The 26,150-nt window shown below is 70.3% G+C and carries 26 protein-coding genes; 12 read left to right on the top strand and 14 right to left on the bottom strand.

What is annotated here, in order from left to right:
* The first annotated feature begins 52 nt into the window (after positions 1–52).
* The 11 genes from recF to C8263_RS00265 all read left to right on the top strand — a co-directional run bounded on the left by recF (position 53) and on the right by C8263_RS00265 (position 11,117).
* The gene (recF, locus tag C8263_RS00315; protein WP_107136109.1) at positions 53–1,171 is read left to right on the top strand and encodes a DNA replication/repair protein RecF; all 1,119 of its coding nucleotides are present in this window, start codon (positions 53–55) and stop codon (positions 1,169–1,171) included.
* Entirely contained in the window at positions 1,168–2,034 is an 867-nt protein-coding gene (locus tag C8263_RS00310) for a DciA family protein (RefSeq protein WP_233218553.1), read from the top strand. The genes recF and C8263_RS00310 overlap by 4 nt, the downstream gene beginning before the upstream one ends.
* Positions 2,035–2,104: 70 nt before the next feature.
* Positions 2,105–2,770, top strand: coding sequence for a MogA/MoaB family molybdenum cofactor biosynthesis protein (locus tag C8263_RS00305; protein ID WP_107136108.1), 666 nt, complete (start codon positions 2,105–2,107; stop codon positions 2,768–2,770).
* A complete protein-coding gene (locus C8263_RS00300; RefSeq protein ID WP_233218552.1) occupies positions 2,760–3,560 on the top strand; it encodes a hypothetical protein in 801 nt (266 codons plus the stop codon). The genes C8263_RS00305 and C8263_RS00300 overlap by 11 nt, the downstream gene beginning before the upstream one ends.
* Before the next feature lie 144 nt (positions 3,561–3,704).
* Positions 3,705–4,775, top strand: coding sequence for a tRNA pseudouridine(13) synthase TruD (truD, locus tag C8263_RS00295; RefSeq protein ID WP_233218551.1), 1,071 nt, complete (start codon positions 3,705–3,707; stop codon positions 4,773–4,775).
* Complete coding sequence (locus tag C8263_RS00290; protein ID WP_107136107.1) at positions 4,772–5,152, top strand: hypothetical protein; 381 nt, start codon at positions 4,772–4,774, stop codon at positions 5,150–5,152. The genes truD and C8263_RS00290 overlap by 4 nt, the downstream gene beginning before the upstream one ends.
* A 2-nt stretch (positions 5,153–5,154) precedes the next feature.
* The gene (locus tag C8263_RS00285) at positions 5,155–5,586 is read left to right on the top strand and encodes a DUF3293 domain-containing protein (RefSeq protein ID WP_107136106.1); all 432 of its coding nucleotides are present in this window, start codon (positions 5,155–5,157) and stop codon (positions 5,584–5,586) included.
* 52 nt (positions 5,587–5,638) lie between these two features.
* Positions 5,639–7,396, top strand: a complete 1,758-nt coding sequence (locus tag C8263_RS00280) for an AlbA family DNA-binding domain-containing protein (protein WP_107136105.1) — start codon at positions 5,639–5,641, stop codon at positions 7,394–7,396.
* 415 nt (positions 7,397–7,811) lie between these two features.
* The gene (locus C8263_RS00275; protein WP_107136104.1) at positions 7,812–9,071 is read left to right on the top strand and encodes an ABC transporter substrate-binding protein; all 1,260 of its coding nucleotides are present in this window, start codon (positions 7,812–7,814) and stop codon (positions 9,069–9,071) included.
* 182 nt (positions 9,072–9,253) lie between these two features.
* Entirely contained in the window at positions 9,254–10,183 is a 930-nt protein-coding gene (locus C8263_RS00270; RefSeq protein ID WP_107136103.1) for a carbohydrate ABC transporter permease, read from the top strand.
* Between the two features lie 13 nt (positions 10,184–10,196).
* A complete protein-coding gene (locus tag C8263_RS00265; protein ID WP_107136102.1) occupies positions 10,197–11,117 on the top strand; it encodes a carbohydrate ABC transporter permease in 921 nt (306 codons plus the stop codon).
* Between the two features lie 64 nt (positions 11,118–11,181).
* On the opposite strand, the gene C8263_RS00260 is transcribed toward C8263_RS00265, so the two are convergent.
* The 14 genes from C8263_RS00260 to C8263_RS00195 form a co-directional block, all read right to left on the bottom strand.
* Entirely contained in the window at positions 11,182–11,598 is a 417-nt protein-coding gene (locus tag C8263_RS00260; RefSeq protein WP_107136101.1) for a hypothetical protein, read from the bottom strand.
* Between the two features lie 54 nt (positions 11,599–11,652).
* Positions 11,653–11,931 carry an M-like protein gene (locus C8263_RS00255; RefSeq protein WP_107136100.1) on the bottom strand — a complete coding sequence of 93 codons (279 nt, stop codon included), beginning with the start codon at positions 11,929–11,931 and terminating at the stop codon, positions 11,653–11,655.
* 97 nt (positions 11,932–12,028) lie between these two features.
* Complete coding sequence (locus tag C8263_RS00250) at positions 12,029–13,153, bottom strand: DUF58 domain-containing protein (RefSeq protein ID WP_107136099.1); 1,125 nt, start codon at positions 13,151–13,153, stop codon at positions 12,029–12,031.
* Positions 13,154–13,196: 43 nt separating this feature from the next.
* Entirely contained in the window at positions 13,197–14,195 is a 999-nt protein-coding gene (locus tag C8263_RS00245) for an AAA family ATPase (RefSeq protein WP_107136098.1), read from the bottom strand.
* Positions 14,192–15,607, bottom strand: coding sequence for a DUF4129 domain-containing protein (locus C8263_RS00240; protein WP_107136097.1), 1,416 nt, complete (start codon positions 15,605–15,607; stop codon positions 14,192–14,194). The genes C8263_RS00245 and C8263_RS00240 overlap by 4 nt, the downstream gene beginning before the upstream one ends.
* Positions 15,608–15,739: 132 nt before the next feature.
* The gene (gene rpoD / locus C8263_RS00235) at positions 15,740–17,383 is read right to left on the bottom strand and encodes an RNA polymerase sigma factor RpoD (RefSeq protein ID WP_107136096.1); all 1,644 of its coding nucleotides are present in this window, start codon (positions 17,381–17,383) and stop codon (positions 15,740–15,742) included.
* A gap of 493 nt (positions 17,384–17,876) precedes the next feature.
* Positions 17,877–18,242 carry a hypothetical protein gene (locus C8263_RS00230; protein ID WP_107136095.1) on the bottom strand — a complete coding sequence of 122 codons (366 nt, stop codon included), beginning with the start codon at positions 18,240–18,242 and terminating at the stop codon, positions 17,877–17,879.
* A gap of 102 nt (positions 18,243–18,344) precedes the next feature.
* Positions 18,345–19,763: a MocR-like pyridoxine biosynthesis transcription factor PdxR gene (pdxR, locus tag C8263_RS00225; RefSeq protein WP_233218550.1), complete on the bottom strand. Its 1,419-nt coding sequence runs from the start codon at positions 19,761–19,763 to the stop codon at positions 18,345–18,347.
* Positions 19,760–20,071, bottom strand: a complete 312-nt coding sequence (locus tag C8263_RS00220) for a hypothetical protein (RefSeq protein WP_107136094.1) — start codon at positions 20,069–20,071, stop codon at positions 19,760–19,762. The genes pdxR and C8263_RS00220 overlap by 4 nt, the downstream gene beginning before the upstream one ends.
* Positions 20,072–20,638: 567 nt before the next feature.
* Positions 20,639–21,697, bottom strand: a complete 1,059-nt coding sequence (gene leuB / locus C8263_RS00215; RefSeq protein WP_107136093.1) for a 3-isopropylmalate dehydrogenase — start codon at positions 21,695–21,697, stop codon at positions 20,639–20,641.
* A 194-nt stretch (positions 21,698–21,891) separates the two neighbouring features.
* Positions 21,892–22,386, bottom strand: a complete 495-nt coding sequence (locus C8263_RS00210) for a 3-isopropylmalate dehydratase small subunit (protein ID WP_107136092.1) — start codon at positions 22,384–22,386, stop codon at positions 21,892–21,894.
* A gap of 10 nt (positions 22,387–22,396) precedes the next feature.
* The gene (locus C8263_RS00205) at positions 22,397–22,735 is read right to left on the bottom strand and encodes a hypothetical protein (protein WP_107136091.1); all 339 of its coding nucleotides are present in this window, start codon (positions 22,733–22,735) and stop codon (positions 22,397–22,399) included.
* Position 22,736: 1 nt separating this feature from the next.
* The gene (locus tag C8263_RS00200; protein WP_107136090.1) at positions 22,737–23,972 is read right to left on the bottom strand and encodes a hypothetical protein; all 1,236 of its coding nucleotides are present in this window, start codon (positions 23,970–23,972) and stop codon (positions 22,737–22,739) included.
* 52 nt (positions 23,973–24,024) lie between these two features.
* Positions 24,025–25,305: a homoaconitate hydratase family protein gene (locus tag C8263_RS00195; RefSeq protein ID WP_107136089.1), complete on the bottom strand. Its 1,281-nt coding sequence runs from the start codon at positions 25,303–25,305 to the stop codon at positions 24,025–24,027.
* Positions 25,306–25,580: 275 nt separating this feature from the next.
* Here C8263_RS00195 and C8263_RS00190 point away from each other — a divergent pair, with 275 nt between their 5' ends.
* Positions 25,581–26,039 carry a hypothetical protein gene (locus tag C8263_RS00190; RefSeq protein WP_146160537.1) on the top strand — a complete coding sequence of 153 codons (459 nt, stop codon included), beginning with the start codon at positions 25,581–25,583 and terminating at the stop codon, positions 26,037–26,039.
* Positions 26,040–26,150 lie beyond the last annotated feature (111 nt).

Raw genomic sequence — 26,150 nt, 5'->3', positions numbered from 1 at the left:
CAATGGCGGCGCGCGCCGCTGAAGATGGCCGGGGGGCGCCTAGAATGGGAGGGTGCGTCTGGACTCGCTCTCCACCCTGAATTACCGGAACCTCGCCCCCTGTACCCTGCGCTTTCCGGCCGGGGTCACGGGCGTGTTCGGGGAAAACGGCGCGGGCAAGACGAACCTGCTGGAAGCCGCCTACCTCGCCCTGACTGGTCAGACCGACGTGGGCCGCCTGGAGCAGCTGGTGCAGTCCGGCGAAACCGAAGCCTATGTGCGCGCCGACCTGGAATCGGGCGGCAGCCTGAGCGTGCAGGAGGTGGGCCTGGGGCGCGGGCGGCGGCAACTGAAGCAGGACGGCGTGCGGGTGCGCACCGGCGACCTGCCCCGGGGCAGCGCAGTGTGGATTCGCCCCGAAGACAGCGAACTGGTCTTTGGGCCCCCGGCCGGGCGCCGGGCCTACCTGGATTCGCTGCTCTCGCGCCTGAGCGCCCGCTACGCCGAGCATCTGGCGCGCTACGAGCGCACGGTCTCGCAGCGCAACGCCGCGCTGCGCGGGGGCGAAGCCTGGGCCATGCACGTCTGGGACGACGCACTGGTGCGCCTGGGCACCGAGATCATGCGGGTGCGGCGCCGCGCCCTGGTGCGCCTGAACGAACTGGCCGCCGAGGCCAACGCGGGCCTGGGCAGCCACAAGCCCCTGACCCTGACCCTGCAGGAATCCACCACCCCCGACACCTACGCCGCCGATCTGGCCGCCCGCCAGGGCGAGGAGCTGAGCCGGGGCTCGACGGTCACCGGCCCCCACCGCGACGACCTGCTGCTGACCCTGGGCGGCTTCCCCGCCAGCGAGTACGCCAGCCGGGGCGAGGGCCGCACGGTGGCGCTGGCGCTGCGCCGCGCCGAACTGGAACTGCTGGCCGAGCGCTACGGCGAGCGGCCCGTGCTGCTGATTGACGATTTCTCGGCGGAACTGGACCCCGGGCGCCGGGCCTTTTTGCTGGATCTGGCCGCCAGCGTGCCGCAGGCCATCGTGACCGGCACCGAGCGGGCGCCGGGCGCCGCGCTGACCCTGCGCGCGCACGCCGGGCGCTTTACCCCCGAAGCCGGGTCGGCGGGCGCCGCCGCTCCGCTGCCGGAGGACGACCTGCCCGCCCCCGAAATCCCGGTGGCCGAGGTGGGCACGTGACCCGGGGCCGCCGCCTGAGCGGCCCGCTGCGCCTGGGTGACCTGATGGGCGCGACCCTGGGCACCGCCCGCCTGACCCGGGGCATTCAGCGCGCCCGCGCCATCCTGCTGTGGCCGCAGGCGGTGGGCCCGGACATTGCCCGGCTGACCCGGCCGCGCAGCCAGCAGGGCAGCACCCTGTTTGTGGAGGTGCGAGACAGCGCCACTGCCCACCACCTCAGCATGCAGCGCCACCACTTTCTCAAGGCCCTCAACGCCCTGCTGGGCGAGGGCAGCGCGCCCCTGAGCGAGATCCGCTTCAGTGTGGGCACCGTGCGTGAGCAGCCCGCGCCGGTCACGCCGCCGCCCCTGCCGGCCCCGGACCGGGCGCGGGCGCGGCAACTGGCCCAGGGCGTCAGCGACGACCTGAAACCGGCGGTGTTGCGCGCCGCCGAGGCCATCACCCGGGCCAGAAAGTGGCGCGAGGAACAGGGCTGGCGCCCCTGCCCGGTGTGCGGTGAGGCCAGCAGTGAGCAGCCCTGCCGCGCCTGCACCCTGACCCTGGCCGACCCCAATGTGAAACGGGCCGCCCGCGCGCTGCTGCGCGCCCCCGAACGCCTGGACAGCATGCGTGAGGTGCTGGGCAACAGCGGGGTCAGCGCCGCGCGTTTTCTGGCACTGGAGCAGCTGAGCGGTCAGCTGGACCTGCTGGCCCTGGAGTGCGTGCGCAGCGGCCATGACCACGGTTACCGCGACTTTCTGGAGCAGCAGGCGCAGGTGTATCTGGCGCTGCTGCTGCGCCGCCCGCGCAGCGCCCTGCGCCGCAGCGACCGCGCCGCCCTGCCCGAAGCCCCGCGCAGCGTGCTGAGCGCCGGCCCCGGCTGAGGGCCACCGGCCCAAAAGGGGGCCCCCAGACCCGACTCTGGGGCAGCGCGCCGCACTCTATGCTGGGGGCATGACCCAGCCTCGCGGCCCGCAAGCGCCCACCTCCCCCGACACCGGCGCCGCCAGCCACCGCCAGCGCGCGCCCCGTGCGGTGCGGGTGGCGGTGCTGACGGTGAGTGACACCCGCACCCCCGAGACCGACGAAAGCGGCGCCTACCTGCGGGCCGAGCTGCAGGCCGCCGGTCACGAGGTTGTCGCCTACCGCGTGGTGCGTGACGACGCGGTGGAGATCCGCTCGGCCCTGGTGCCCTTTACGCGCGAAGCCACCGTGGTGCTGTGCTCCGGCGGCACCGGCATCACCGGGCGGGACGTGACCGTGCCGGTGGTCGAGAGCCTGATTACCAAGCCCATTCCCGGCTTCGGCGAGCTGTTTCGCATGCTCAGCTACCAGCAGGTGGGCGGCGCGGCCATGCTCTCGCGCGCGGTGGCGGGACTGGTGCGCGGCGCGGTGGTGTTTGCCATGCCCGGCAGCCTCAACGCTGTCAAGACTGCCTGGGACGGCATTCTGAAAGACGAGATCGGGCATCTGGCCTACGAGATTGAGCGGCAGGCCCAGCCCGGGGTACTGCCGGGAGTTACGTCGGCGGTGCCGGTGGCCACTCCGCCCGCGCCGGGCACCGGGGGCGGGGTGGCCACCGGCATTGGGCGCCACCGCAAGGGCGGCCGTGACGAGTGACCTGAACGCCGCGTGGCCGCTGCTGGGAACGCCGGGTGAACTGAGCCCGGCCCTGGCCGTGGTGGGCACCCTGATCGCCGCCTACTGGCTGGGGCGCGTGGGCGTGGCCGCGCGGCGACAGTGGCGCCCGGCCACCGCGTGGTGGGCGCCGCCGGGTGTGGGGCTGCTGCTGCTGGCCCCGGTACTGGACGTGCCGGCCCTGTTCGGGCTGGGCGCGGCGCTGCTGCTGCTGGCCGAATACGGGCCCGGGGCCTTTCGCCCGGCCCCGGACCGGCCGCAGGTGGCGTGGCCGCTGGTGGGGCTGGTGGTGGGCGGGGCCCTGACGGCCAGCCTGCAGCGCAGCGGCCTCAGTTCATTCACCTTTTTCGTCACGCTGGTGGTGCTGCTTTCCAGTGCGGCCGGGCTCCTGAGTGCCGCGCTGTTCCGGCGCCAACCTGCCCCGCTGGCGCTGGGCTTCGCGGCCCGCTGGAAAGCGCCCGTTACGCCGCCCTGGCCCGAACTCAGCGTCACGCTCTCGGCGCGCGGCGCGCATCTGCGCAACATTTCCGGCGCGCGCCTGCACCTGGCGGGCTGGTCGCCGGCCGGGGTGAATGCGTGGTACCGCGTGCGCAGTGAACAGGGCCAGCCGCTGGCCGAACTGGCCGCCGGGCAGGAGGCCGTGCTGCCGGTGTCGGCCTACGATTCGGGGGTGCGGGTGTGGTACGCCGCCGCGCGCACGCCCGGCACCCCCCACCTGTTCCGCGCCGACTGGACCCCCACCGCCTACGCCGAAACCCGCGTGCTGAACTGAGGGCGCCCAGCCAGACCGGGGCGGGCCTCTCCCCTGCCTCCAGCATGCGCCTGCGCCCTTCCCCACCTGCGCCCTATTTTTCACCCCTGCCCCACCGGCCGTTCTCACGCCGCTCTGAGAAGCGCGGGCTATGGTGGGCAGATCGTGAGTCTGGTGTTTGACTGGTCGGCGCTGCGCGCCCTGACAATGGATGCGGGCACGGGCGGCACGCTGCGGCAACACCCCGAGGATTTTCGGGTGGAGGAGCTGCCCGCCTACCCCCTGTCCGGTGAGGGCGATCACCTGTTCATTCAGGTGGAAAAGCGCGGCCATACCACCGCGCATGTGCTGCGCGAACTGGGCACCCAACTGGGGGTGCGTGACCGCGATGTGGGGGTGGCCGGCCTCAAGGACCGCCACGCGGTGACCACCCAGTGGCTGAGCCTGCCCGCACGCTATGAGGACCGCCTGGGCCAGTTTGCCCTGGAGGGCGTGCAGGTGGTGCAGGTCACCCGCCACACCAACAAGCTGGGCCTGGGCCACCTGCGGGGCAACCGCTTCGTGGTGCGGGTGCGCGGGGCGCCGGGGCAGGCCGAGCCCGCCGCGCGCCTGCTGGAGCAGCTGCGCTTGCGCGGCGTGCCCAACTACTTCGGCCCGCAGCGCTTCGGGCTGGGCGGCCTGAATGCCGAAGAGGGCCTGCGTGTGGTGCGCGGCGAGTCACGGGTGCGCGACCCCCGGGTGCGCCGCTTTCTGACCACCGCCCTGCAGAGTGTGGTGTTCAATGCCTTTGTCAGCCTGCGGCTGGAACGCGGGGTCTTTGACGCCCTGCTGCGCGGCGACATGGCCAAGAAGCACGACACGGGCGGCGTGTTTCAGGTGGAGGACGCCGCCGCCGAGTCTGCCCGGGCCGCCCGGGGCGAGGTCAGCGCCACCGGTACGCTGTTTGGCAAGAAGGTGCGCTCCCTGGGCGGCGACGCCGGCGAACTGGAACAGGCGGCCCTGGGCGCGCTGGGCCTGAGCCCGGAGATGTTCCTGTCGCGCAAGGGCGACCGCCGCCTGACGCGGGTGTTTCTGGACGAGGCCAGCGTGCAGCCTGAAGAGGACGGCTACACGCTGGCCTTTGTCCTGCCGCGCGGCAGTTTTGCCACCAGCGTGCTGCGCGAGATCATGAAAACCCAGGTGGACACGCCGGACGCCGTGGACAGCGAGCCTGAAGATGAAGGAGTGAGCGCATGAGATCCCGTTTCCTCTGGTCCCGCGTAGCGCTGGCGGCGCTGCTGTGCCTGGGTACCACGCCGGCCCAGGGCGCCACCCCCACCCTGACCCTGAAACTGACCCACGGCGGCGCGCTGCTCAGCGGCGCCCTGCGCGTCAGCCGCACCGACGAACTCACCGGGGTCTGGAGCAGCGTGGGCCGCGCGCGCATGCTGCGCTGCACGCCGCGCTGCGAGGTGGTGGGCACCCTGCCGGTGCCGGGCGTGCTGAACCTGGGCACCGGCAGCAGCTACCGCGTGGTGCTGGGGGGCAACTTCAAGGTGGGGCAGAAGGTCAGCCTCGTGCTGCGCTACCGCAACACCCAGATCACCAATCTGATGGCCACGGTGGCCCGCTGAGCATGGCGCCGGACGCTGGCCTGCGCGCGGCCTTTCTGGGAGCGCATTACGGCCTGGGCGGTGAGCGCGTGACCCTGCAGGGCACCCAGCCGGGCCACCGGCCGCCCTGGGCGCCCCCGGGTGGGCGCTGGGCCATGATAACCGCCTACAATCCGGGCGCGCAGCCCCAGAGCCGGGCCGAGAACGTGTCGGCCCAGGCGCGCCTGCGGCAACAGGCCGCCCGCTGGGCCCCGCTGGAGACGGTCAATGGCAGCGGCCCCCACGCCGAACCCAGCCTGCTGCTGCGCGGCGTTCCCCTGCGGGAAGCGGCGGCGCTGGGCCGCGCCTCTGGGCAGGTGGCCATCGTCTGGGGGGTGGGCCGGCGCGCCGCGCTGGTGTGGCTGCAGGGGGAGGGCGCGCGGCCCGAGCGGCACTGGCTCAGCCCGGTCCCCTGAAGCGTCTGCCAGGACCTGCCGTTCACCGGGGGCGGCGGTATACTGCCCGATTGTGACGCTGGACGCGACGGACGCCATCTCGCCGCTGGGGGTGCTGCCCCCACCGGGGCCGACGTGCATTCACCTGCCCCTGAACGTGACCCCCCAGGACCTCGCCCGTTACGCGGTGGGGCTGGCCAACGCGCGCGGCGGCACCGTGCTGGTGGGCGTGGATGTGGTGGAGCAGCCCGTGCCCCCCGAACGCGACGCGGGCGAGTTGCACCCCCTGATGGTCACCCACGCCATCTTCGAGCTGTCGGGTGGGCGCCTGACCGTGAATGTGCAGCACCACCGCCTGCCGGGCGGCCTGAAAGTGCTGGCGGTGTTCGTGCCGCACGCGCCCTATGTGCTGGCCGCCCCCGACGGCTCGGTGATCGCCTGGGACGGCGCGCATCTGGTACCGGTCACGCCCTCGGCGGCCGAGCCAGTGGCGGCCCCGGATTACACGGCCACCGTGCCCCCCGACGCCTCGCTGGCCGACCTGGACCCCGCCGAGGTGGCGCGGCTGCGCAGCCTGGGGCGGCGCCTGAGTGCCTCGGCGCTGCCGGACCTGGATTTTCTGCGCGAACTGGGCCTGCTGACCCCCAGCGGCGGAGCGCTGCGGCCCACGCTGGCGGCCATCCTGCTGGCGGGGACCCCGGCGGCCCTGCGCGCGCACGTGCCGCAGGCCGAGGTGTGCTTTTACCACCACGCCACCCTGGACCCCGAGTTTCAGTTCCGGGAAGACCTGCTGCGCCCCATTCCCGCGCTGCTGACCCGGCTGGCCGAACTGATTCAGGCCCGCAACCGCTTTACCCCGGTGCAGGTGGGCCTGTTCCGCATAGAGGTGTGGGAGCAGGACGAGGTGGTGTACCGCGAGGCGCTGCTCAACGCCCTGACCCACCGCGACTACACCCTGCGCGACGCCGTGCACGTGCATCATTTCCCCGACCGCCTGGAAATCATGAATCCGGGGGGACTGCCCGGGGGCATTACGCCCGGGAACATCCTGCGCCACCAGCCCAAGCGGCGCAATCCGCTGCTGGCCGAGGTTCTGTCGCGCCTGGGGCTGGTGGAGCGCGCGGGCGTGGGCGTGGACAAGATGTACTCGCTGATGCTGAGGCACGGCAAGGAACCGCCGGAGTTCACCCCCTACCCCGACGCCGTGACGCTGGCGCTGCACAGCCCCGGCTTCGACGCCGAATTCGTTCGCTTTGTGGCCCGCAAGCAAGAAGAGATGCAGACCCTGTCGCTGGACATGCTGATTGTGCTGTCCCTGCTGGCGCGCGAGGGTGAAGCCACCCGCGCCCACCTGGCCCGCGCCCTGCAACTGCCCGAGGACCGCACGCCCCGGCTACTGCGCGGCATGGAGGAACACGGCCTCATTGAGCGCGCCGGGGTGGGGCGCGGCATCGCCTACGTGCTGAGCGGGGAGGTGCGCGTGGCGCTGGGCCGGGACCGGGCAGCCCCCATCCCCCCGGCAGAGGTTGCCCCGTCTTCCCTGCCGCCTGTGGCGGCCCCGGAACGGCCCCCGCCCCCCCGCGCCGCCCCGGCCCGCCCCCGGCCAGAACGTGATTCCGGTGGCCCCAGCAGCGCTGAAGTGCGCGCCGCCGCCCTGACCCTGGCGCGCGAACAGGGCCGCGTGCGCAACGTGGACCTGCGCGCGGCGTGCGGCCTGAACACCCAGCAGGCGTGGCGGGTGCTGCGCCGCCTCGTGCAGGACGGTCTGCTGCGCAAGCTGGGCACTGGTACCCGCGACGCCGCTTACGAGCTGGTCCAGGGCAAGAGCTAAGGACGTTGCACCTCACGTTACGACTTTGCAAGAGAGCACCGCAAAGTCTCCACTCCCGGTGCAACGTCCTTTTTTCGATACTCGCTCCGCTCGGTTGATCTCAAGATCAACAGCGAGCTACTTAACCCGGCCAGCCCTGAGGCCAGAGGGCAGGCGCAACCCTGACCAGCGTGGCGAGTTGCGGAACGACCTGCCGCCCCGCCAGAGGCGACCAGGGCCCTGCCCCAGCCGGCTTGTGCTGTGGCGGACCCTGTAGAGGAGAACATGGACAACTTCCAGCACTCTTGGAACTGTTTCCATTGACAGGCCAGGGGGCGACGTGTACGCTAAACGCTATCTGAAGTTCAGCAAGTGGAACCGCTTCACACCGGAAGCGGGCTGGCCGCCGGGTCAGTCGTCCACCCAAGGGGGATGCATGAAGAAAGCCGTTGCGCTCATCAGCCTGTCCGCCGCCATTCTCGCCAGTTCCCAGGCGAGCGCTGTAACCATCACCCTGGCCTGCGGGGCCGTGGGTCAGGAACTGGAACTGTGTAAGGCCGGCGCGGCGCGCTGGGCCAAGAAGACGGGCAACACCGTCAAGGTGTTCGAGAGCCCCAACCTGACCAACGACCGCCTGGGCCTGTACCAGCAGCAGCTGGCCGCCAAGAGCAGCGACATTGACGTGTACCAGCTGGACGTGGTGTGGCCGGGCCTGCTGGCCCAGCACTTCGTGGATCTGCGCGGCAAGGTGCCTGCCAGCGAGGTCAACGCGCACTTCAAGGGCATCATTGACGCCAACACCGTGAACGGCAAGCTGGTGGCCCTGCCCTGGTTTACCGACGCCGGGCTGCTGTACTACCGCACCGACCTGCTGAAAAAGTACGGCTTCAAGGCCGCCCCCAAAACCTGGACCGAACTGGCCCTGATGGCCAAGAAGATTCAGGACGGCGAGCGCAAGACCAACAAGGCCTTCAGCGGCTTCGTGTGGCAGGGCAAGAACTACGAGGGCCTGACCTGCGACGCCATGGAGTGGCTGGTGTCCTTTGGTGGCGGCACCATCGTGGACGCCAAGGGCAACATCACCATCAACAATGCCCAGGCTGCCAAGGCGCTGGACACCGCCGCCAGCTGGGTCAAGAGCATCAGCCCCGCCGGCGTCACCACCTACGACGAGGAAGCCGCGCGCGGCATCTTCCAGGCAGGCAACGCCGCGTTCATGCGCAACTGGCCCTACGCCTGGGCGCTGGGCCAGGGCAAGGACAGCAAAGTGGCCGGTAAGATCGGCGTGGCGCCGCTGCCCAGCGGTGGGGCGCGCAACGCCGCGACCCTGGGCGGCTGGCAGCTGGGCGTGAGCAGCTACTCCAAGAACCAGGCCGCGGCCATCAGCCTCGTGCGCTACCTGGCCGGCCCGGAAGAGCAGAAGATTCGCGCCATTCAGGGCGCCTACAACCCCACCATCCAGAGCCTCTACAAGGACAAGGACATCCTGGCGAAGAACCCCTTCTTCGGCAGCCTGTACAGCGTCTTTACCAGCGCGGTGGCCCGCCCCTCGGGCCCCACGGGCGCCAAGTACAACCAGGTGTCTCAGGCCTTCTCCACGGCCGTCAGCGACGTGCTGAACGGCAAGATGAAGGGCCAGCAGGCCGTGGCCAAACTCGCCACCGACCTCGCCCGCATCAAGGGCCGGGGCTGGTAAGCACCCAGCGGCGGGCCGCCCAGCCCGCCACGCCTGCGGGGACGCCCACCTTCCGGGTGTCCCCTCTTCCATTTGCTCCAGGGCACCTGGACTGGCCGCACGGCTGCCTGCCCCCCCACTTCGCCCTTCGCCCCGATCCTACCGGCGTTCCCAGCTGACCCCGCCAGGAGGTTTTCCCGGACATGACTGTTCAAGTGCCCACCCCTGCCCGGCCCCGCCGCACACGCGGCATTGAGGCGGCCCGCGCCCGGCAGGCCCTCTGGCTGCTGCTGCCCACCCTGATTGCCATTGCCCTGGTGGCGGGGTATCCGCTGTACCGCACCTTTTATTTCTCGCTGTTTGAGGCCAACCTGACCAACCCGGAGCAGCGCAGCTTTATCGGGCTGGGCAATTTCTGGTTCACCACCCAGGAAGGCGTGGCGCTAGGCTTCCTGCAGGACCCCAAGTGGTGGGGCGCGGTGAAGAATACCTTGCTGTTCACCGTGGTGTCTGTGTTTCTGGAAACCGTGTTCGGCATGATCATCGCGCTGGTGGTCAACAGCGCCTTCAGGGGCCGGGCCCTGCTGCGCACCGCCATGCTGGTGCCCTGGGCCATTCCCACGGTGGTCTCGGCGCAGATGTGGGCCTACCTCTACAACGATTCCTTTGGCCTGATCGGGCGCGGGTTGCTGGGCGGGCAGGCGGTGCTGGCCAATACCGACACCGCCATCTGGGCCCTGATTGCCGTGGACGTGTGGAAAACCACCTCGTTCATGGCGCTGCTGATTCTGGCGGGCCTGCAAAGCCTGCCGGGCGACATGTACGAGGCCGCCGACGTGGACGGCGCCAGCAAATGGACGCAGTTCTGGAAGCTGACCCTGCCGCTGCTGCGCCCGGCGCTGCTGGTGGCCCTGGTGTTCCGCAGCCTGGACGCCCTGCGCGTATTCGACGTGATGTCGGTGATGCTGGGCAACGTGAACGCCGCCAGCACCTCCATGACCGGCTACGCCCGGCAGGCGCTGATTGACAACCAGTTGCTGGGCATGGGCAGCGCGGTCAGCGTGGCGGTGTTCCTGATCATCATGGTGATCGTGGTGATCTACGTGACCGCCTTCCGGGTCAAGTTCGATTAGGGGGCCTGCTGCCATGAACCTGAAAACTGCCAAACCCGAGCTGTATTACCTGCAACGCGCGGCCTTTTACCTGCTGGTGCTGGTGATTACCGTGTACCTGCTGGCCCCCTTCTTCTGGGCGGTGCTGACCAGTCTGCGCTCCCCGGGCGACCTGTTCCTGACACCGGGTGAGTTTATCGCCGCGCCCACCACCTTTCAGAACTACGTGCAGGTGTTTTCCAACCCCAACTTCCAGCGCGGCCTGCTGTACAGCCTGATCGTGGCCGTGGGCTCGGTGCTGGTGAGCCTGCTGATCGGGTCGTTTGCCGCCTACGCCCTGGGCCGCTTCCGCTTCAAGGGCAAGACGGTCATCCTGTATGTGATTCTGGGCGTCAGCGTTTTTCCGCAAATTGCTGTCCTGGGGGGACTGTACTCTTTCCTACAAGGCGCAGATAGCGCTCTGAATGCGGCGATTGAAGCCAGCTCCTCAGGGACGCTTGATCGTTTTCTCGATGCCTTCAAGCTCTACAACCGCCCTCTGGGTCTGATTCTCTCGTATCTGATTTTCACCATTCCGTTCACGGTGTGGGTGCTGACCAGTTTCGTGCGGGACATCCCGGGCGAACTGGAGGAAGCGGCGCTGGTGGACGGCGCCAGCCCCCTGCAGACCCTGTTCCTGGTGCTGTTTCCGGTCATGATGCCGGCGCTGGTGACCACAGGGCTTCTGGCCTTTATCAACGCCTGGAACGAGTATCTGTTCGCGCTGACCTTCACGAGCACCAACCGCACGGTGCCGGTGGTGATCGCCAACTATTCCGGCGCCACGCAGTTCGATCAGCCATGGGGGCCCATCATGGCGGCCAGCATCGTGGTGACCATTCCGCTGATCATCCTGGTGCTGGTGTTCCAGCGCAATATCGTCTCGGGCCTGACCGCCGGAGCGGTGAAGGGCTGAACCCAAAGCCGCATCATTCCGGCGCCGCCTCTCCCTGTGGAGAGGCGGCGCCCGTGTCTGGCATTCAGTTCAGATGGCTCTCGGGGGCCTGAGAGGCGCCGTAGGTCACCGCCACATCGCGCAGCAGCTGCCGGGCGAGGTTCAGCAGCGCGTCCTCGGTGTCCTGCTCCACCCGAAACCCACCGCTCTGGCCGTATTCGCCCTGAAAAGCACCGTTCACCCAGCGCACCCGTACCAGCACCTCGCACAGCCCCAGCCGCAGCCACGCGGCATGAAAACTGCCGCTGGGCGGGGGGCGCAGGCGCACCGTGGCGTCGGTGGTGAAGTCCAGGGTGACGTTGTTCAGCGGCAGTCCCGGGCCACTGGCGGTGCGCAGGGCGTGGTACAGCGCGTTCAGGAACGCCTCGCAGGCGCGCTGCTCGGCCTGGCGCTGGGCGGCGCAGCGGCGAATGACCGCCTGTAACTCGTCGAATTCACTCATGGCAGCAAATCGGCAGGCCGGGAGCGCCCGACCTGCCTGTGAAGCGCGCGGCGCTCAGCCCTCGCGGCCACTGGTGGCGTCGCCCATGTTGGTGCTGGGCGGGTCACTGGCGTCCATGCTCTGGGTCATGGCGATGTCCTGCTTGTCCAGGCCCTCGCGGCGGTAGTCACCGGGCGACTTGTTCTCCTTGTCCACCGCCGCTTCAATCTCGGCCTCGGCACTGGGGCGGCCCATGAACTGCAGGTCCACGTTGCTGATCTCGCCCTCGTGGCGCACAGTGCCTTCTGCCGGGGACGCAGGCGGTGTGGGGGTCTGGTCATCGCGCTTGGTCATGGCTGTACGCTACCGCTGGGGCGCGCCGCGTACCTGAACAGCTTCTTCATGCACCCCTGCGCCCGTCCGGGCCCCCGCGCCTGACCCCACGCGCCGTTCAGGCATTCAGCTGCAGCACGCTCTGATTGCCGCGCAGCACATACACCAGCACGCCCAGGCCTGCCAGCGCCGCCGCCCGCTGTTCCAGGTCACGCACGGTGTCGGGGGGCGCGCTCCACTGCCGCCGGGGCTGCTCGCCGGGCTCCAGATAAAAACCCTCTGGAATGGCCACAAGGCTCACGCGGCTGGCCGTGGCGCGGGCGCGCAGGGCCTGCTCCACCAGTTCGGGGGCCGCGCCCGCGCTCAGGATAATCAGGTTGCCCCCGGCCCGCACGGGGGGTAGGGCCGACACGCTCCGGGTGGGAGCCAGCCGGGCCAGCACCCCCAGGGCCGCGCGCAGGGCCCCGGGGTCGCGGCCCATGGGGGTTGCCTGGGGGCCAGTGGCCACCGCCACGGGCAGGTTCAGGTCCAGCGCGGCCTGCACCAGACTGGCGCCCAGACGCGCGGCGCTGTCGGCAAATACCTCGCCGCCCCCGCTGGTGTCCACAAACACGGTGAGGCTGCTGGCAGCGGTGCGCTCCAGTTCGCGCACCGTCAGGGTGCCGGTGCGGGCTGACAGGCGCCAGTGTACGCGCCCCGGTGGGTCGCCGGGCACGTAAGGGCGAGCCCCCCGCAGGCTGATGGGATCGTCCAGCCCCAGGCTGCGGCTCAGCTCGCCCTCGCTCAGCAGGGGACGCAGCACCTCCGGCAGGCGCAGGCCGTGGGTGCCGGGAAACACCTCCAGGGTGGTGGGCGGGCCCGGCAGCGGCAGCTGGTGCCAGAACAGGCCCAGGGGATCGGCCCAGTGCAGGGTGGCCCCGGGCCAGGTCAAGGCCCCCCGGCGGTTGAGCCGCACCTGGGTGTGCCAGTCGTGCGTGGTCTCGCCCAGGTGCAGGCCCCCGGCGGCCAGCGGTTCGTCCGGCACCACGGCGCCCGGGGTGGGGTCGGTCACGCGCACCCGCAGCGGTCGGCGGCTGTGCAGGCGCACGGTCACGGTCAGGGGCACGCTCTGGCCTTCAAACGCGGCGGGCGGCAGGGTGCGCGTGAGGGTCACGGCGGGGGGGCGGCGCGACAGGACCCACAGCCCCAGCGCGACCAGGCCCACCAGCCCCAGATACAGCAGGGCCGCCAGCACAGGGTTCATGCGGCCCCTGCCGCCACGCCGCCGGCCTCAGCCACCGGCCCGGTCACCCGGCACCTGCCCCCACCGTCATCGCCGCAGCCTCGGCAGCCGCCGTTTCAGCCGGCACAGGCTCGCGGGCCAGCACCTCCCCCACGATGGCCTCGGCGGGCTGGCCCTGCAACCGGGCCTCGATCTTCAGGCTCAGGCGGTGGGCCAGCACCGCGGCGGCCACCCGCTGCACATCGTCCGGGGTCACGAAGGCGCGCCCCGAGAGCCACGCCAGCGCCTGCGCCGAGCCCTGCAGCCCCAGACTGGCGCGGGGCCCGCCGCCCAGCGTCACGTGGGTATGGGCGCGCGTGGCCGCGCTCAGCCGCGCGATATACCCCTGCACCGCCTCCGAGACGAACACGCCCCGCACTGCCCGCTGCGCCGAGAGCAAGTCGGCCGGGGCGACCACCGCCCCCAGCGCCGCGATGGGGTGCTCGCCCTGCAGGCGCCCCAACATCCGCACCTCTTCTTCCAGCGTGGGGTACCCCACCGAGAGGCGCAGCAGAAAGCGGTCCAGCTGCGCTTCGGGCAGGCGGTAGGTGCCCTCGTGCTCCACGGGGTTCTGGGTGGCGATCACCACGAACGGCCGGGGCAACAGGTGGGTCACGCCCGATTCCGTGACCTGCCCCTCGCCCATGGCCTCCAGCAGCGCGGCCTGGGTCTTGGGGGTGGCGCGGTTGATCTCGTCGGCCAGCAGCAGGCCGGTGAAGATGGGCCCCGGCACGAACTCGAATTCACCGCTGCCCGGGCGGTACACGCTCACGCCGGTCACGTCGCTGGGCAGCAGGTCCGGCGTGAACTGCACGCGGCGAAAGCCCAGGCCCAGGCTCAGCGCCAGGGCGCGCGCCAGCATGGTCTTGCCGGTGCCGGGGGCGTCTTCCAGCAGGACGTGGCCCCCGGCCAGAATGCCGGCCAGGGCCAGCGTGGTGACTTCTTCCTTGCCCACCAGCACCTGGGCAACGTTGTGCAGCACAAGACGGGCGAACTCGGGGGTAGGGGCAGGGGTGTGGGTCATGGAGTGTCCTCGGGGGGGGTCAGGGTGGGGGCCAGGGTCTGAAGGGTGCGGGCAGCGGCCTCGGCGGCCTGGGCGTCCTGTTCGGTCAGCTGGCCGCCGTAGCGCACAGGCTCGTAGGCGGCGGTCAGAGCCTGCAGGGGAGCGGCCAGCGCGGGGTGGGCGGCGCCCAGGCGCGCGGCGTAGGCGGCGGGGGTTTCGGCGGGCGTGCGGGCCAGTCCGGCGGCGGCCAGTCCGGCGCTGGCCTCGCGGTATGCCTGACGCACGCGGTGCAGGGCTTCGGGGGCGGCGCCCTGAGCATGTGCAGCGCCCGGCTCGTGGGGGCTTTCGGCCAGGGCGGGGTCGGCACGCAGCCGCAGGCACAGCAACCACAGACCCAGGCCCAGAAACAGCAGGGCCGTCAGCCAGGGCAGTGCCTTCAGCAGCAGGGCCAGGGGCAACAGGCGCGGGGCAACGGCTTCCCCTTCTGCCCCGCCCTGGCCCAGTTCGTTCCGTGTTTCCTGGATCGGGAACCCAGGCACGCCGCTTCCATCGCTGTTCAGGAACAGCAGGCCAGCCGCCACGCCCCATGCCAGCCCCAGCATCAGCAGCCCCAGCACCATGGCCAGTTCCACCGGATGTGGAGGCCCCCGGCGCCGCGTCCGGCCCTGAAAGACCCGCCACGCCGCCGCCAGGCACAGCAGACCGCCCAGCAAGGTCAGTTCGCCCGGCAAGCCCAGTTCGCCCAGATTCATCTGTGGCGTCGGCGCGACAGAACCGCTGGCCCCCGGTTCCGGGGCTGGACGCTCGGTTTTTCGTGTAGGCGGCTGGGCGACGGCCTGTTTCCCCCCCGCCACCCTGCCCGTCTCCAGGCGCACGGCGGTCCACAGGGGCGGCGCTGGAGGCAGCAGCGCCGCCAGCAGCGCCGCCAGCAGGGTGACACCCAGGAGTCCCGCACCCAGCAGGCCCCACCACGCCCGCCGCTCGGGCCACAGCGGGTCAGCCGCGTGGTGCCCCGGCCGGGCCAGGGCTCCGCCCACCAGCGCCGCCAGGACCAGAGGCTGCGGGAACAGCAGGCCAATCAGGAGTGGGGCGAGGAGCCCGCGCCGCCGGCCCTCTTCCAGGATGGTGGCCCCCCAGATCAGCGCGAAGCCCAGGACACTGAACAGCACGTACTGAGCGCCCAGCGCTGCCAGGGCCTCCGGCTGGCCCAGCACCCCGGGCAGCGCCGTAAGCAGCCACAGCCCCAGCAGCAGTTGTGTGATCAGGGTGCGGCCCTGGGTCCACACTGGCCAGCGCACCCCGAGCGCCAGCAGGGCCGACAGCGCGGCCACCGTCCACCACGGCAGCGCCCCGGCCAGGGCCAGCGGCAGCAGGGCCACGCCGTAAGGGGCCAGGCGCGTGCCCGGCGACAGAGGCGGGGCGGCGCTTACCACAGTTCGTTCCGCACAGGGATGGGCATGACGGCGCCAGGATACGGTGTGCGGGCGCTGCGTACCTGGAGATCTGCCCAAGAGCAGCCCCGCCGCCGTCAAAGCCGGCAGCGGGGCAGGGCTAGACCTGAATGCTCAATCCAGGAAGTCGCGCAGCTTGCGGGTGCGGGATTCATGGTACTTGAGCTTGCGCAGCGCCTTGTTCTCAATCTGGCGAATGCGCTCGCGGGTGACGCTGAAACGCTGCCCCACCTCTTCGAGGGTGTGCTCGCGGCCGTCCACCAGGCCCTTGCGGAACTTCAGCACCATGGCCTCGCGCTCGGTCAGCTTGGAGAGGGCCTTTTCCAGTTCCTCGGACAGCAGGGTCTTGGCGGCGTTCTCCACCGGGCTGTCCAGGTTCTCGTCGGGAATGAAGTCGCCGTAGAAGGAATCTTTCTCGTCCCCGATGGGGGTTTCGAGCGACACCGGCTCCTGGCTGACCTTCTGCACCTCTTCGACCTTGGCGGCGTCCCAGCCGGGGCCCATCGCCTCAGCGATTTCCTCGTAGGTCGCCTCGCGCGAGAGTTCCTGCTGCAGCTGCCGCGCGGTGCGGGTGAGCTTGTTGATGGTCTCGACCATGTGCACCGGAATGCGGATGGTGCGGGCCTGGTCGGCAATGGCGCGGTTGATCGCCTGCCGGATCCACCACGTGGCGTAGGTGGAGAACTTGTAGCGGCGGCGGTACTCGAACTTCTCCACCGCGCGAATCAGGCCCTGGTTGCCTTCCTGAATCAGGTCCAGGAAGCCCAGGCCGCGCCCGGTGTACTTCTTGGCAATAGACACCACAAGGCGCAGGTTGGCTTCAATCAGGCCCTGGCGGGCGGCGGCGCCGTCTTCCATCTGGCGCATCAGGCGGCGGCGGCCCCGGTCGTCCAGGTCCAGGTCCTCGTCCAGCACCTTGCGGGCTTCCTCGCCCTCTTCAATGCGGCGGGCCAGCGCAATTTCTTCTTCCAGGGTCAGCAGCGGCACCCGGCCGATCTCGTGGAGGTACTGGCGCACCGGGTCGTTGGACACCGCGCGGGGCATGTCGTCGAAGTATTTCTCCTCGTCGTCATCCTGCGCGGCGGCCGCGACGGTGCCCTCCTCGGCGTCTGCCTCGTCGGCGTCGTCCTCGTCCTCATCCAGATCCTGAACCTCGATGTTCTGGCCGGCCAGGAACAGCTGCATGTCTTCAAAGGCGTCGGGGCTTTCGGGGTCCAGGCCCGCCGCTTCCAGGGCCGCCGCCAGCGCCGTGGCAATGTCCTCGCTGGACAGCACCCCCGCCGCGCGCCCGGCTTTCAGCAGCTCCTGAATGCTGGGGTGGGCGTAATACGGCTTCTCGGCGGGGCCGCCGGCCTTGGGGGCCAGCGCGGGCTTGGCGGTCTTGGCCGCTTTGGGCGTGGCCTTGCCGGCCTTGGGGGCCGGTTCGGGCAGGGCCGGGGCCTCGGCCACGCCTTCAGGGGCGCTGGCCGGGGCCGCTTTCTTGGTGGCCTTGGGCTTCTCGGCTTTGGGGGCCTTGGGGGCCGGGGCGCTGGCTTCGGGGCTGGCCGCCTTGGCCTTGGCAGCGGGTTTGGCGGCTTTCTTGGCGGGCGCGGCCACCGGGGTGGGAGCGGCGTCTGCGGCCGTGGGTTCAGCGGGGGCCGCTGCGCCAGCGGGCACGCGGGCGCGCGCGCGCGCAGCGGTCTTCGGGGCGCCTGGGGCAGCGCTGGCGGCGTCGGGGGCGTCTGCTTTTTTACGGGTGCGAACGGGAGAATCTGCCATGCGGCCTCCTGCAGGTGCGGGGAGAGGAAACTGACGGGAAGTGCGCGGGCCCCGGGTCCGGGCCCTGGAAGGGGGTGGCGGGGGGAGCCAGCTGAAAGCGCGTCAGTCTAGCAAACGGGCCGGGCGCGTCTGGAAAGTGAAAGCACGGGCGGTGAAGGGAAGGCCAACAGACAGGGTACGCGCTTTGGTGGGGGATGGTTCCCGGCCTGCTGGCCGGGGCCCAGGCGCCCTGCGGCTTCCGTCTGTTGCGCCGACACAGCGGACAAGCACCGCTGGGCCGGCGCGACGCCCGGAGGGGCGCCCACCTCTCCCTCGCGCTGCGGCGCCTGAAACGAGTTCCGAACCGACCGGAGGAAGCAGGAAAGAGTGCGGATGTCCGGGAATCGGAGAAACAGCCAGTTCTTTCCCGGATGTGACGGAAATGGACGGCAGTCCGTCTGACAAGTCCGCTCGGCTTGAAGCGCTGACAAAAGCGACGGGAGCGGAGTCCGTCCTACTGCCGGGCTTCTTTGATGTCCAGCTTGCCGGTAAATCTGCTGTACTCCACGACCAGTTCGTATTTGCCCTGCGCGCCGTTGGCCAGCACATTCAGCCCCCATTCGCCCTTGGGGCACACCTGCCCGGCCACCTGCACGCCCCGGGGGTCCAGCAGGCGCAGGGTGATGGTGCCGCGGTTCACCTCGCAGACCCCGCGCATGCCCAGGGTCTGCTTTTCGTCGAAGGCGTTCAGGCCGTAGCGGCTTTCCCCGGTGGCGTTGAGCATATAGGTCGGGGTCAGGGTCACGTAGCCGAAGCGCAGGCCGAACGTGAAGTACATCAGCGTCAGGACCAGGGCCAGAGCAGCAAGCAGCAACCGCATTCCCGGTAGTGTACTCCGTCTGAAGGTCCCGTGAAGACCCCCTCCCCCACCCAGGGGCGCGGCGCCAGGAAGCGGGCCCCGGTTCGCCCGCCCCCGCCGCGTTCAGGAGGTCAGGGCCGCCGAGAGCCGCGCGGCGCCGTCTTGCAGGGTGCGTTCGGGCAGATGCGCAAAACCCAGCAGCAGCGCGGGCGCGCAGGCCCCGCTGGCCAGCGGCCCCACGGCGCTCAGGCCCACGCCCAGGCGGGCGGCGCGGGCCAGCACCTCGGCCTCGGTCCAGGGCGCGGGCAGCGGCAGGTACAGGTGCAGCCCGGCCGCCACCGGCACCGGGGCCCAGCCGGGCAGCGCGCGCTGCAGGGCCGCGCACAGGGCCGCCTGCCGCCGGGCGATCACCTCGTGGGCGCGGCGCAGGTGGCGGCTGTAGGCGCCGCTGCCCAGCACGTCAGCCAGGGCCAGGGCGTCCAGCCGCGCCGGAAAGCGGTCGGTGAGGGGCCGGGTGGCGGCCAGCACGCGCAGCACTTCTGGCGGGGCCACCAGAAAGCCGCTGCGCGTGACCGGCGCCAGGCTCTTGCTAAAGCTGCCCAGCAGAATCACCTGTTCAGGGGCCAGCCCCTGCAGCGCGGCTGGGGGGCGCCCGGTGTGGTGCAGATCGGCGGCGTAGTCGTCTTCCAGCACAAAGGCCCCGGTGCGCCGCGCCCACACCACCAGCGCCTGACGCCGCGCCGCGCCCAGCGGCACCCCCGTGGGGTACTGGCAGCCCGGCGTGACATACGCCAGCGTGGCCCCGGCCGGCAATTGACCGGGCTGCACTCCCTGCGCGTCCACCGGCACCGGCACCACCTGGGCCCCGGTGGCGGCCAGCGCCGCGCGGGCGCCGGGATAGGTGGGGTCCTCCACGGCGGCCACCCGCCCGGGTTCCAGAAACACGCGGGCCAGGGCGTCCAGGGCGCTCTGGGTGCCGCCGGTGAGCATCACCATCTCGGGGGTGACCTGCGCGCCGCGCCCGGCGTTCAGGTGAGCGGCCAGGGCCCGGCGGGTGGCCAGCGGCCCCAGGCTGCCGGCGTCCTCGTGGGCGGGCTGGTCGCCCGCGCGCCGGGCCAGGGCCTGGGTCCAGGCGCGCTCCGGGTACAGTTCCGGCACCGGCTGACCCACGCGGAAATCCACGGCAAAGGGCCCGCCCGCTTCCTCCACCTGCCCGGCCAGGGCGCGCTGGGCCCAGCGGCTCAGGGGCAGGGGGGCCGGGGAGGGCGGCGGGGCCCCCAGGGGCGGGGCGGCCATCACCGTACCGCTGCGGCCCTGAGCACGCACGTAGCCCTCGGCCTGCAACTGTTCCAGGGCGTCCACCAGGGTGTTGCGCGACACGCCCAGCGCCTCGGCCAGTCGGCGGTGGCCGGGCAGGCGCGTGCCCTGGGGCACCAGACCGCGCGCTGCGGCCTCGCGCAGGGTGCGGGCCACCAGGGCGCGCCGGGTCTCGCCGGGCTGCGGGCTCAGCGGCGGCAGGCGCTCAATCCAGGCGTCACTCACGCGCCGCTCAGTTCACGCGCCAGCCACTCCGTCCGGCCACCCTCGGCCTCCAGCGCGGGGCCAGCCAGGGCCAGAAAGCGGTCACGCGCGGCCTGGGCGTCGGCCAGGGTAATCCCGTGCGCGCCTGGGTCGCGCAGCAGCGCCTGCAGCAGCGGGGCCACCGGCGTCTGGGGATGCAGCTGCCCCGCCACCACGACATCGGCGGCCCAGCGCAGCAGCCAGTCCAGCGCGTAGGGGGCCGGTTCCAGCACACAGCCCCCGGGGTAGGGAATGCGGCCCGGGGCAGGAAAGGCGACGGCGGCAGTCATGGGCCCAGGATGGAGCAGTGGGTGGGTTGGGGAACAGGAGGCCCGTTACGTGGGACACGAGAGAAGGGGCCAGGCTTGGCGACCTGACCCCATGGTTGGGGTGGTTTGGAGAAGCTGCGGAGGTTGCCCCAGCCCCCCTCCCCCGGACACGCAGAGCTGCGCAGTAGAGGGGGGGGCTTTTCCGCTGCGCTGGGCAAGAGTTCTTACTGGGGTTGGCGGCCTTGCTCCATTCGTTGGCGTGTCCGGCCTCGGCACCATCCTTCGCCGCCACGCAATGGCCCGCGCCCTTCGGACCTCAGCGCGAGTCAGCCTCTGTCACCGAATCAAGAGGAGCGACGTGCAGAGCTGCCCCGCAGAGGGGCGGTCCCCGAGCGAGTGGGGCCACGTTCGACAGCCTCGTCTGCACCTGGGCGGTACGGGGGCAAGCAGGCCCGGTGCGGCCTATCAGGTTCGACGTTCAAAAGCACAACACCGTGCGCCGTCTTTTCCTCCGCGGTTCCCACTCCCCTCTCCTGCGCACCGCTTCCTGCCTCCTTTCTTGTCCTACACCCCACGACCCACAACCCCTCACCCCACCGCTGGCGAGGTTTCCAGGGCGCGCAGCACCGCCTGGGTGAAGGTCTGGGTGTCGGCCTGCCCGCCCAGGTCGCGGGTGGGGTGCTGGCGCAGGGCCAGGGCCACGGCGCGGTCCACCTGGTTGGCGGCGTCGGGGCGCCCCAAGCCGTGGCGCAGCAGCATGCCCGCGCTCTGAATGGCGGCGGCCGGGTTGGCCATGCCCTGGCCGGCAATATCGGGTGCGCTGCCGTGAATGGGCTCGAACAACCCCGGACCGTCACCCAGCGAGGCACTGGGCATCAGCCCCAGGCTCCCGGGAATCACGGCCGCCAGATCCGAAAGGATGTCCCCGAACAGGTTTTCCGTTACCACCACGTCGTAGCGGCTGGGGTTGGCCACGATCAGCATGGCCACTGAGTCCACGTATTCATGGTTCAGGTGAATGGAGCGGTATTCGCGGTCGCGCAGCGCCTGCACGTCGCGGCGCCACAGCTCGGAGACCTCCAGCACGTTCGCCTTGTCCACGCTGGTCACGCGGCCCTTGCGCTGTTCGGCCGCCCAGAAAGCCACTTTCGCCACCCGCTCCACCTCTGGGGTGGTGTAGCGCATGGTGTTGTAGGCCACGTGGCCCTCAAGGCGGCGGTCGCCATCAAAGTAGATGCCGCCCAGCAGCTCGCGCACAATCAGAATGTCCACGCCCCGGGCCAGTTCGGGCTTGAGGGGCGAGAGGTGTTCCAGGCCCGGCTGCACCCGCACCGGGCGCAGGTTGGCGTAGCACCCCAGCGCCTTGCGCAGCGCCAGCAGGCCGGACTCCGGGCGCAGGTGCCGGGGCAGGCGGTTCCAGGGGCTGTCGTGCGCGCCGCCCACGGTGCCCAGCAGTACGGCGTCGGCGTCCTGCAGGGCGTCGCGGGTGCGCTGGGGAAAGGGGTCGCCGTGCGTGTCAAAGGCGCCGCCGCCAATGGCGTGTTCCTCGGTAATGACGTCCGGCGCCACCTCGCGCAGCACCGCCACCGCCGCTGCGGTTACTTCGGGGCCAATGCCGTCGCCGGGCAGGGTAATGATCTTGGGCATGGGGAACTCCTTGTTGGGGGGTGTGGGCTGTGGGACAGGAGCTAAGTAGCTCGCTGTTGATCTTGAGATCAACCGAGCGGGCTGGAACAGCTGCGCCGCAGAGCGAGTATCGAAAAAAGGACGTTGCACCGGGAGTGGAGACTTTGCGGTGCTCTCCTGCAAAGTCGTAACGTGAGGTGCAACGTCTTTAGAACCTACAGCCCACGACCTGCGCCCTCTTTCATGTATTCCAGCCAGCCGCCAGCCTGCTGCACGTCCAGGGCGAACTGGGGCACCGGCACAAAGCGCAGGGTCTGCCCGGTGCGGGTATTCGTGACCGTGCCGCCCGTCAGGTCCAGCTCGGCCGGGTCGCCGTCCTGAAAGGCGGCCACGATGCCCTCACATTCCAGGGCCAGAAAGCCGTTGTTGATGGCGTTGCGGTAAAAGATGCGCGCGAAGTTGGGGGCGATCACGGCCGCCACGCCAGCGCCACGCAGGGCCCAGACCGCATGCTCGCGGCTGGAGCCGCAGCCGAAATCCGCCCCCGCCACGATGATGTCGCCCACCTGGACCCGCTTCACGAAGTCCTTGTCGTAGTCCTCCATGGCGTATCTGGCCAGTTCGGCTTCTATGTCGGTGGTGAGGTGGCGGGCGGGAATGATCTCGTCGGTGTTGATGTGGTTGCGGGCAAAGACATGAACGGTGGGCATAGCGGGCTCCTTAGACAGAGGCGAAAAAGGCCAGGAGAGCAGTGAGCAGCCCCGTGGCGGGCAGGCCCACCACCGGCCACATGGCAGGGCGCTGGCGGCGCAGCAACGTGGCGCCAATCAGGCAGAGCAGCCACAGCAGCGGCCAGACAAGCAGCGAGTACGGACCAGACATGTGGTCCCACATGTCCGATTCCGCCAGGGTGTACCTCATCAGCAGGGCGGCCGGAACACCCACCAGCACGCTGCTCAGCAGGGCCTGACCCCGCGCGGCCGGCCAGCGCCACAGGCCGTAGCCCACCCAGGCGCTCCACAGGGCGGTGCCCACGGTCAGCAGGCCGCCCAGGGTCATTTCAGGCGTCTCCGGGGGTAAAGGCGCGCAGTTCTTCGGGCAGGTCCTCGCCGTACAGGTCGCGCCAGGTCACGCCGTCAAAACTCACCTCGGACTCCATGAAGGTCTGGGCCAGGGGATCGGGGTCACGCAGGGCGTCGGTGGGAATGTCCAGGCGCACGGCCGCCGGCACCGGCAGGCGCTGGCCGTCCGGCACCTGCAGTTCCTCGGCAAAGGTGGAGGTCAGCAGTTCGGCAGTCCACGCGGCCCAGGCGGCGGGGTCGCCCGCGCCGGTGGCCTCTCGCAGTTCGGTGCGCAGCCGGTCCTGGTCTTCCCCGGGCACCTCGTTCTCGTCCCATTCGATGCGGCCGTCGGCATGCACCGTCACCGCCACCGTCTCCAGGTCGAAAATCTGGGCCAGTTCGGGCGGCAGGCCGTCCTCCACGGTCTCGCCGTCCTCGTAGGACACCCAGGTTTCACCGTCCAGGGTGTAACTCGCGCCGCCGGGCGCCGGGGTCACCTCCACATTGCCCAGGGTGGCAAACGACAGGCTCAGGGGCGACTGCAGGGGCGCGGGCTGACGCAGGTCAAAGGTCACGCGCTTGGCCTGCGGGCTCTGGACCCCCGCGTCGTCCAGGGCATCCCGGTGCACTTCCAGCCACTCAGCGTCGTCCTGGCCGCACCATTCGCGGGCCAGCACCTCCAGCGGCTCCAGCAGATCGGTGGGCGGTTCGGGGTCCACATCCACGCGGCCCTCGCGCCACACCTCGGCGCGGAAGGTGGCCACCACGTCGCCCTGCAAGCTGGCGGCGGGGTGCTGCATCAGGTACTGCACGGCCCGGCGCGGATCGGTATTGGCGGGAAAGGCCTGCCATTTCTGGCCGTCGAAGGAATGCTGCTCCTCGCGCACGCGCACCCGGCCCCCCTCAATGCGCAGGTCGCGGTCTTCGGGCGCGGCGCCTAGGGCCACTTCGCCCACAAAGCGGCGGTGGGCGGGCACCGGAATGGTGGCCACGTCCTCGGCGGTGTCCAGAAAGCGGTCCACCCCGCCGTGCATGACCAGCCGCGTGCGGTAGGCGCTGGCCCAGGCCGCGCCGTAAGGGTGCGCCAGCTTCAGGGCCCCTTCCAGCCGCTCCCGCAGCCCGGCGTCTTCAGGCGCCCGGCTGAAGGTGAGCGTACCCTCCGCGTCCATGTGCGCTTCGAACGGATGCACGGCCGGCATCAGCCCCAGTTGTTTGCGGCGTTTGGCTTCTCCCATAGCGGTTAGCTTAGACCGTGGGGCGGGGCGGGATGGACCGCGCAGCCCACGGTCAGACCGCCGCTGGCGCGTTGTACGCGCGCGGATCGCTGATGAAGCCGGCGATGGCGCTGGCCGCCACCGTGGCCGGGCTGGCAAGGTAAATCTGCGCCGAGGGGTCACCCATGCGGCCCACGAAATTGCGGTTGGAACTGGAAATACACACGTCGTCCGGCCCCAGCACCCCGGAATGCATGCCCAGGCAGGCGCCGCAACTGGGGTAACTGACGCTGGCGCCCGCGTCCACGAACACCTCCAGCAGTCCTTCCTGCGCCGCCTGTTTCCAGATGGCCTGGGTGGCAGGCACCACGATCATCTGCACGCCGTCGGCGATGCGCCGCCCGCGCAGAATGCGCGCCACGTCGCGCAGATCGCTGATGCGGCCGTTGGTGCAGCTGCCCACATAAGCGTGCGTCACTGCAATGCGGTCGCTGCCCGCCACGCGGCCGTTGCTGGGAATGTGCGGGTAGGCCACGGTGGGCTCCACAGCGCGGGCGTCCACCTCTACCACCACCTTGTACACGGCGTCGGGGTCGGAGTGGTACTCGGTGTACTCCCCGGGCGTGACCCCACGCGCCGCCATGTAGGCCCGCGTGGTGTCGTCCACGGCCACAATGCCGGTTTTACCGCCCGCCTCAATGGCCATGTTGGTGAGGGTGAAGCGGCCCTCCATATCCAGCGCGTCAATGTAGTCGCCCACCCACTCCATCGCCATGTAGTTGGCGCCGTCGGCCCCAATGCGCTTGATGACTTCCAGGACGATGTCCTTGGGGGTCACCCCCGGCTGGGTTTGGCCGGTCACGCGGATCAGCATGGTTTCAGGCACCTTGAACCACACCTTGCCCGCGTAGATGGCCCCGGCGAGGTCCGTGGACCCCACGCCGGTGGCAAAGGCGCCCAGCGCCCCGGCATTGCAGGTGTGGCTGTCGCCGCTCACCAGGGTCTGGCCCGGCTTCATCAGGCCCGTGTTTTCCAGCACCACGTGGGCAATGCCGCCGCGCCCCACGTCGAAGAAGTGCTTGATGCCTTTTTCCTGCACCCAGCTTTTGAGCTTCTGGTACATCTTGGCGGCCTTGATGTTCATGGCGGGCACAGAGTGGTCCGGCACCGCCACAATCTGGTCGGGGTTGAACACCTGATCCATGCCGCGCTCTTCGAGCATGCGCAGGGCGGCGGGGGTGGTGATCTCGTGGCACAGCACCCAGTCGGTGGCGCACTCGATGAGCTGGCCCGGCACCACCCGGTCATGCCCGCTGTGGGCCGCCAGAATCTTCTCGGCAATCGTCATTCCCATGGTTCCCCCTGAACAAGAACACCCCCGGCACCTGTTCTCGGGCCGGGGGCAAATACGCGAACGCTGGGCTGCGCTCAACGCCCCCAACAAAGAAGAAGGTGGGCAGCGGCGTTGAACATGGCGGCAGTGTACGGGGTGGGGTACGTGGGCACAGGAATTGGTGTAGATAGGCGGGGCCCGGGTAGATGAGGCAGCGGCCGTGACCCGCGCGCTTTACTCTGAACGGCCCGCCGGGCGCCATACCCGGCTGTTCCTATCTACTGTTGAGGTTCCCCATGATGACTCTCCTCCTGAAATCCACCCTTCCTCTGCTGGCGCTGTCCCTGATGACGGCCTGCCACCGCTTCGCCCCGGCTCCTTTCGGTGGGATTGGCACCGAAGTGCTGACCGAACAGAGTGCCCTGGACCGCTGCACCACCGTCGCCTGGACCATGCGCGTGCTGGACGCCAGAACTGGCGAGGACCTCAGCGCCACTCTGAAGTACCGCACCCTAGTGGGCGGCAAGGTGCAGGAAGAGGAGCGCGCGTTTGGCCCGGTGCTCCTGAACAGCACGGCCCCACTGTTTCAGATTGTGATTTCGCAGCAGCCGGTCAACGATGGCCTGACCGTCAACGAGTTTACCTGCACAGCAACGGGCGAAACCGTGAAGCTGCCGGCACAAGCTCGCCAGTTGGGCGGCCTTCGGGTCACGCTGGCCGCTCAGGGTAGCTTCAACGCGAGAGAAGGACAGTAACGGAGAAGCAGTGGCCCAGAGCGCTGGGGCCCTGGAACTGCCGCCTGCGGCGAGGGTCTTTCCTCTCAGGGCCTACCTCATCCTGCTGACCCAAAGCTGACGCTCTGCCTT

The organism is Deinococcus arcticus (assembly GCF_003028415.1).
GTDB lineage: Bacteria > Deinococcota > Deinococci > Deinococcales > Deinococcaceae > Deinococcus > Deinococcus arcticus.
The sequence above is the reverse complement of the archived record's forward strand: the minus strand, read 5'-3'. Positions and strand labels throughout refer to the sequence as shown.

Bases quoted from the DNA above. Each gene is read 5' to 3' on its own strand.
- rpoD (WP_107136096.1), bottom strand. From the start codon at position 17,383: ATGGCAGATTCTCCCGTTCGCACCCGTAAAAAAGCAGACGCCCCCGAC.
- C8263_RS00200 (WP_107136090.1), bottom strand. From the start codon at position 23,972: ATGGGAGAAGCCAAACGCCGCAAACAACTGGGGCTGATGCCGGCCGTG.
- C8263_RS00230 (WP_107136095.1), bottom strand. From the start codon at position 18,242: ATGCGGTTGCTGCTTGCTGCTCTGGCCCTGGTCCTGACGCTGATGTAC.
- leuB (WP_107136093.1), bottom strand. From the start codon at position 21,697: ATGCCCAAGATCATTACCCTGCCCGGCGACGGCATTGGCCCCGAAGTA.
- C8263_RS00250 (WP_107136099.1), bottom strand. From the start codon at position 13,153: ATGAACCCTGTGCTGGCGGCCCTGCTGTATCTGGGGCTGGTGGGCCTG.
- C8263_RS00305 (WP_107136108.1), top strand. From the start codon at position 2,105: ATGACCCAGCCTCGCGGCCCGCAAGCGCCCACCTCCCCCGACACCGGC.
- C8263_RS00260 (WP_107136101.1), bottom strand. From the start codon at position 11,598: ATGAGTGAATTCGACGAGTTACAGGCGGTCATTCGCCGCTGCGCCGCC.
- C8263_RS00195 (WP_107136089.1), bottom strand. From the start codon at position 25,305: ATGGGAATGACGATTGCCGAGAAGATTCTGGCGGCCCACAGCGGGCAT.
- C8263_RS00205 (WP_107136091.1), bottom strand. From the start codon at position 22,735: ATGACCCTGGGCGGCCTGCTGACCGTGGGCACCGCCCTGTGGAGCGCC.
- C8263_RS00275 (WP_107136104.1), top strand. From the start codon at position 7,812: ATGAAGAAAGCCGTTGCGCTCATCAGCCTGTCCGCCGCCATTCTCGCC.
- C8263_RS00270 (WP_107136103.1), top strand. From the start codon at position 9,254: ATGACTGTTCAAGTGCCCACCCCTGCCCGGCCCCGCCGCACACGCGGC.
- C8263_RS00285 (WP_107136106.1), top strand. From the start codon at position 5,155: ATGGCGCCGGACGCTGGCCTGCGCGCGGCCTTTCTGGGAGCGCATTAC.
- C8263_RS00245 (WP_107136098.1), bottom strand. From the start codon at position 14,195: ATGACCCACACCCCTGCCCCTACCCCCGAGTTCGCCCGTCTTGTGCTG.
- C8263_RS00210 (WP_107136092.1), bottom strand. From the start codon at position 22,386: ATGCCCACCGTTCATGTCTTTGCCCGCAACCACATCAACACCGACGAG.
- C8263_RS00265 (WP_107136102.1), top strand. From the start codon at position 10,197: ATGAACCTGAAAACTGCCAAACCCGAGCTGTATTACCTGCAACGCGCG.
- C8263_RS00190 (WP_146160537.1), top strand. From the start codon at position 25,581: ATGATGACTCTCCTCCTGAAATCCACCCTTCCTCTGCTGGCGCTGTCC.
- C8263_RS00220 (WP_107136094.1), bottom strand. From the start codon at position 20,071: ATGACTGCCGCCGTCGCCTTTCCTGCCCCGGGCCGCATTCCCTACCCC.
- C8263_RS00255 (WP_107136100.1), bottom strand. From the start codon at position 11,931: ATGACCAAGCGCGATGACCAGACCCCCACACCGCCTGCGTCCCCGGCA.
- C8263_RS00290 (WP_107136107.1), top strand. From the start codon at position 4,772: ATGAGATCCCGTTTCCTCTGGTCCCGCGTAGCGCTGGCGGCGCTGCTG.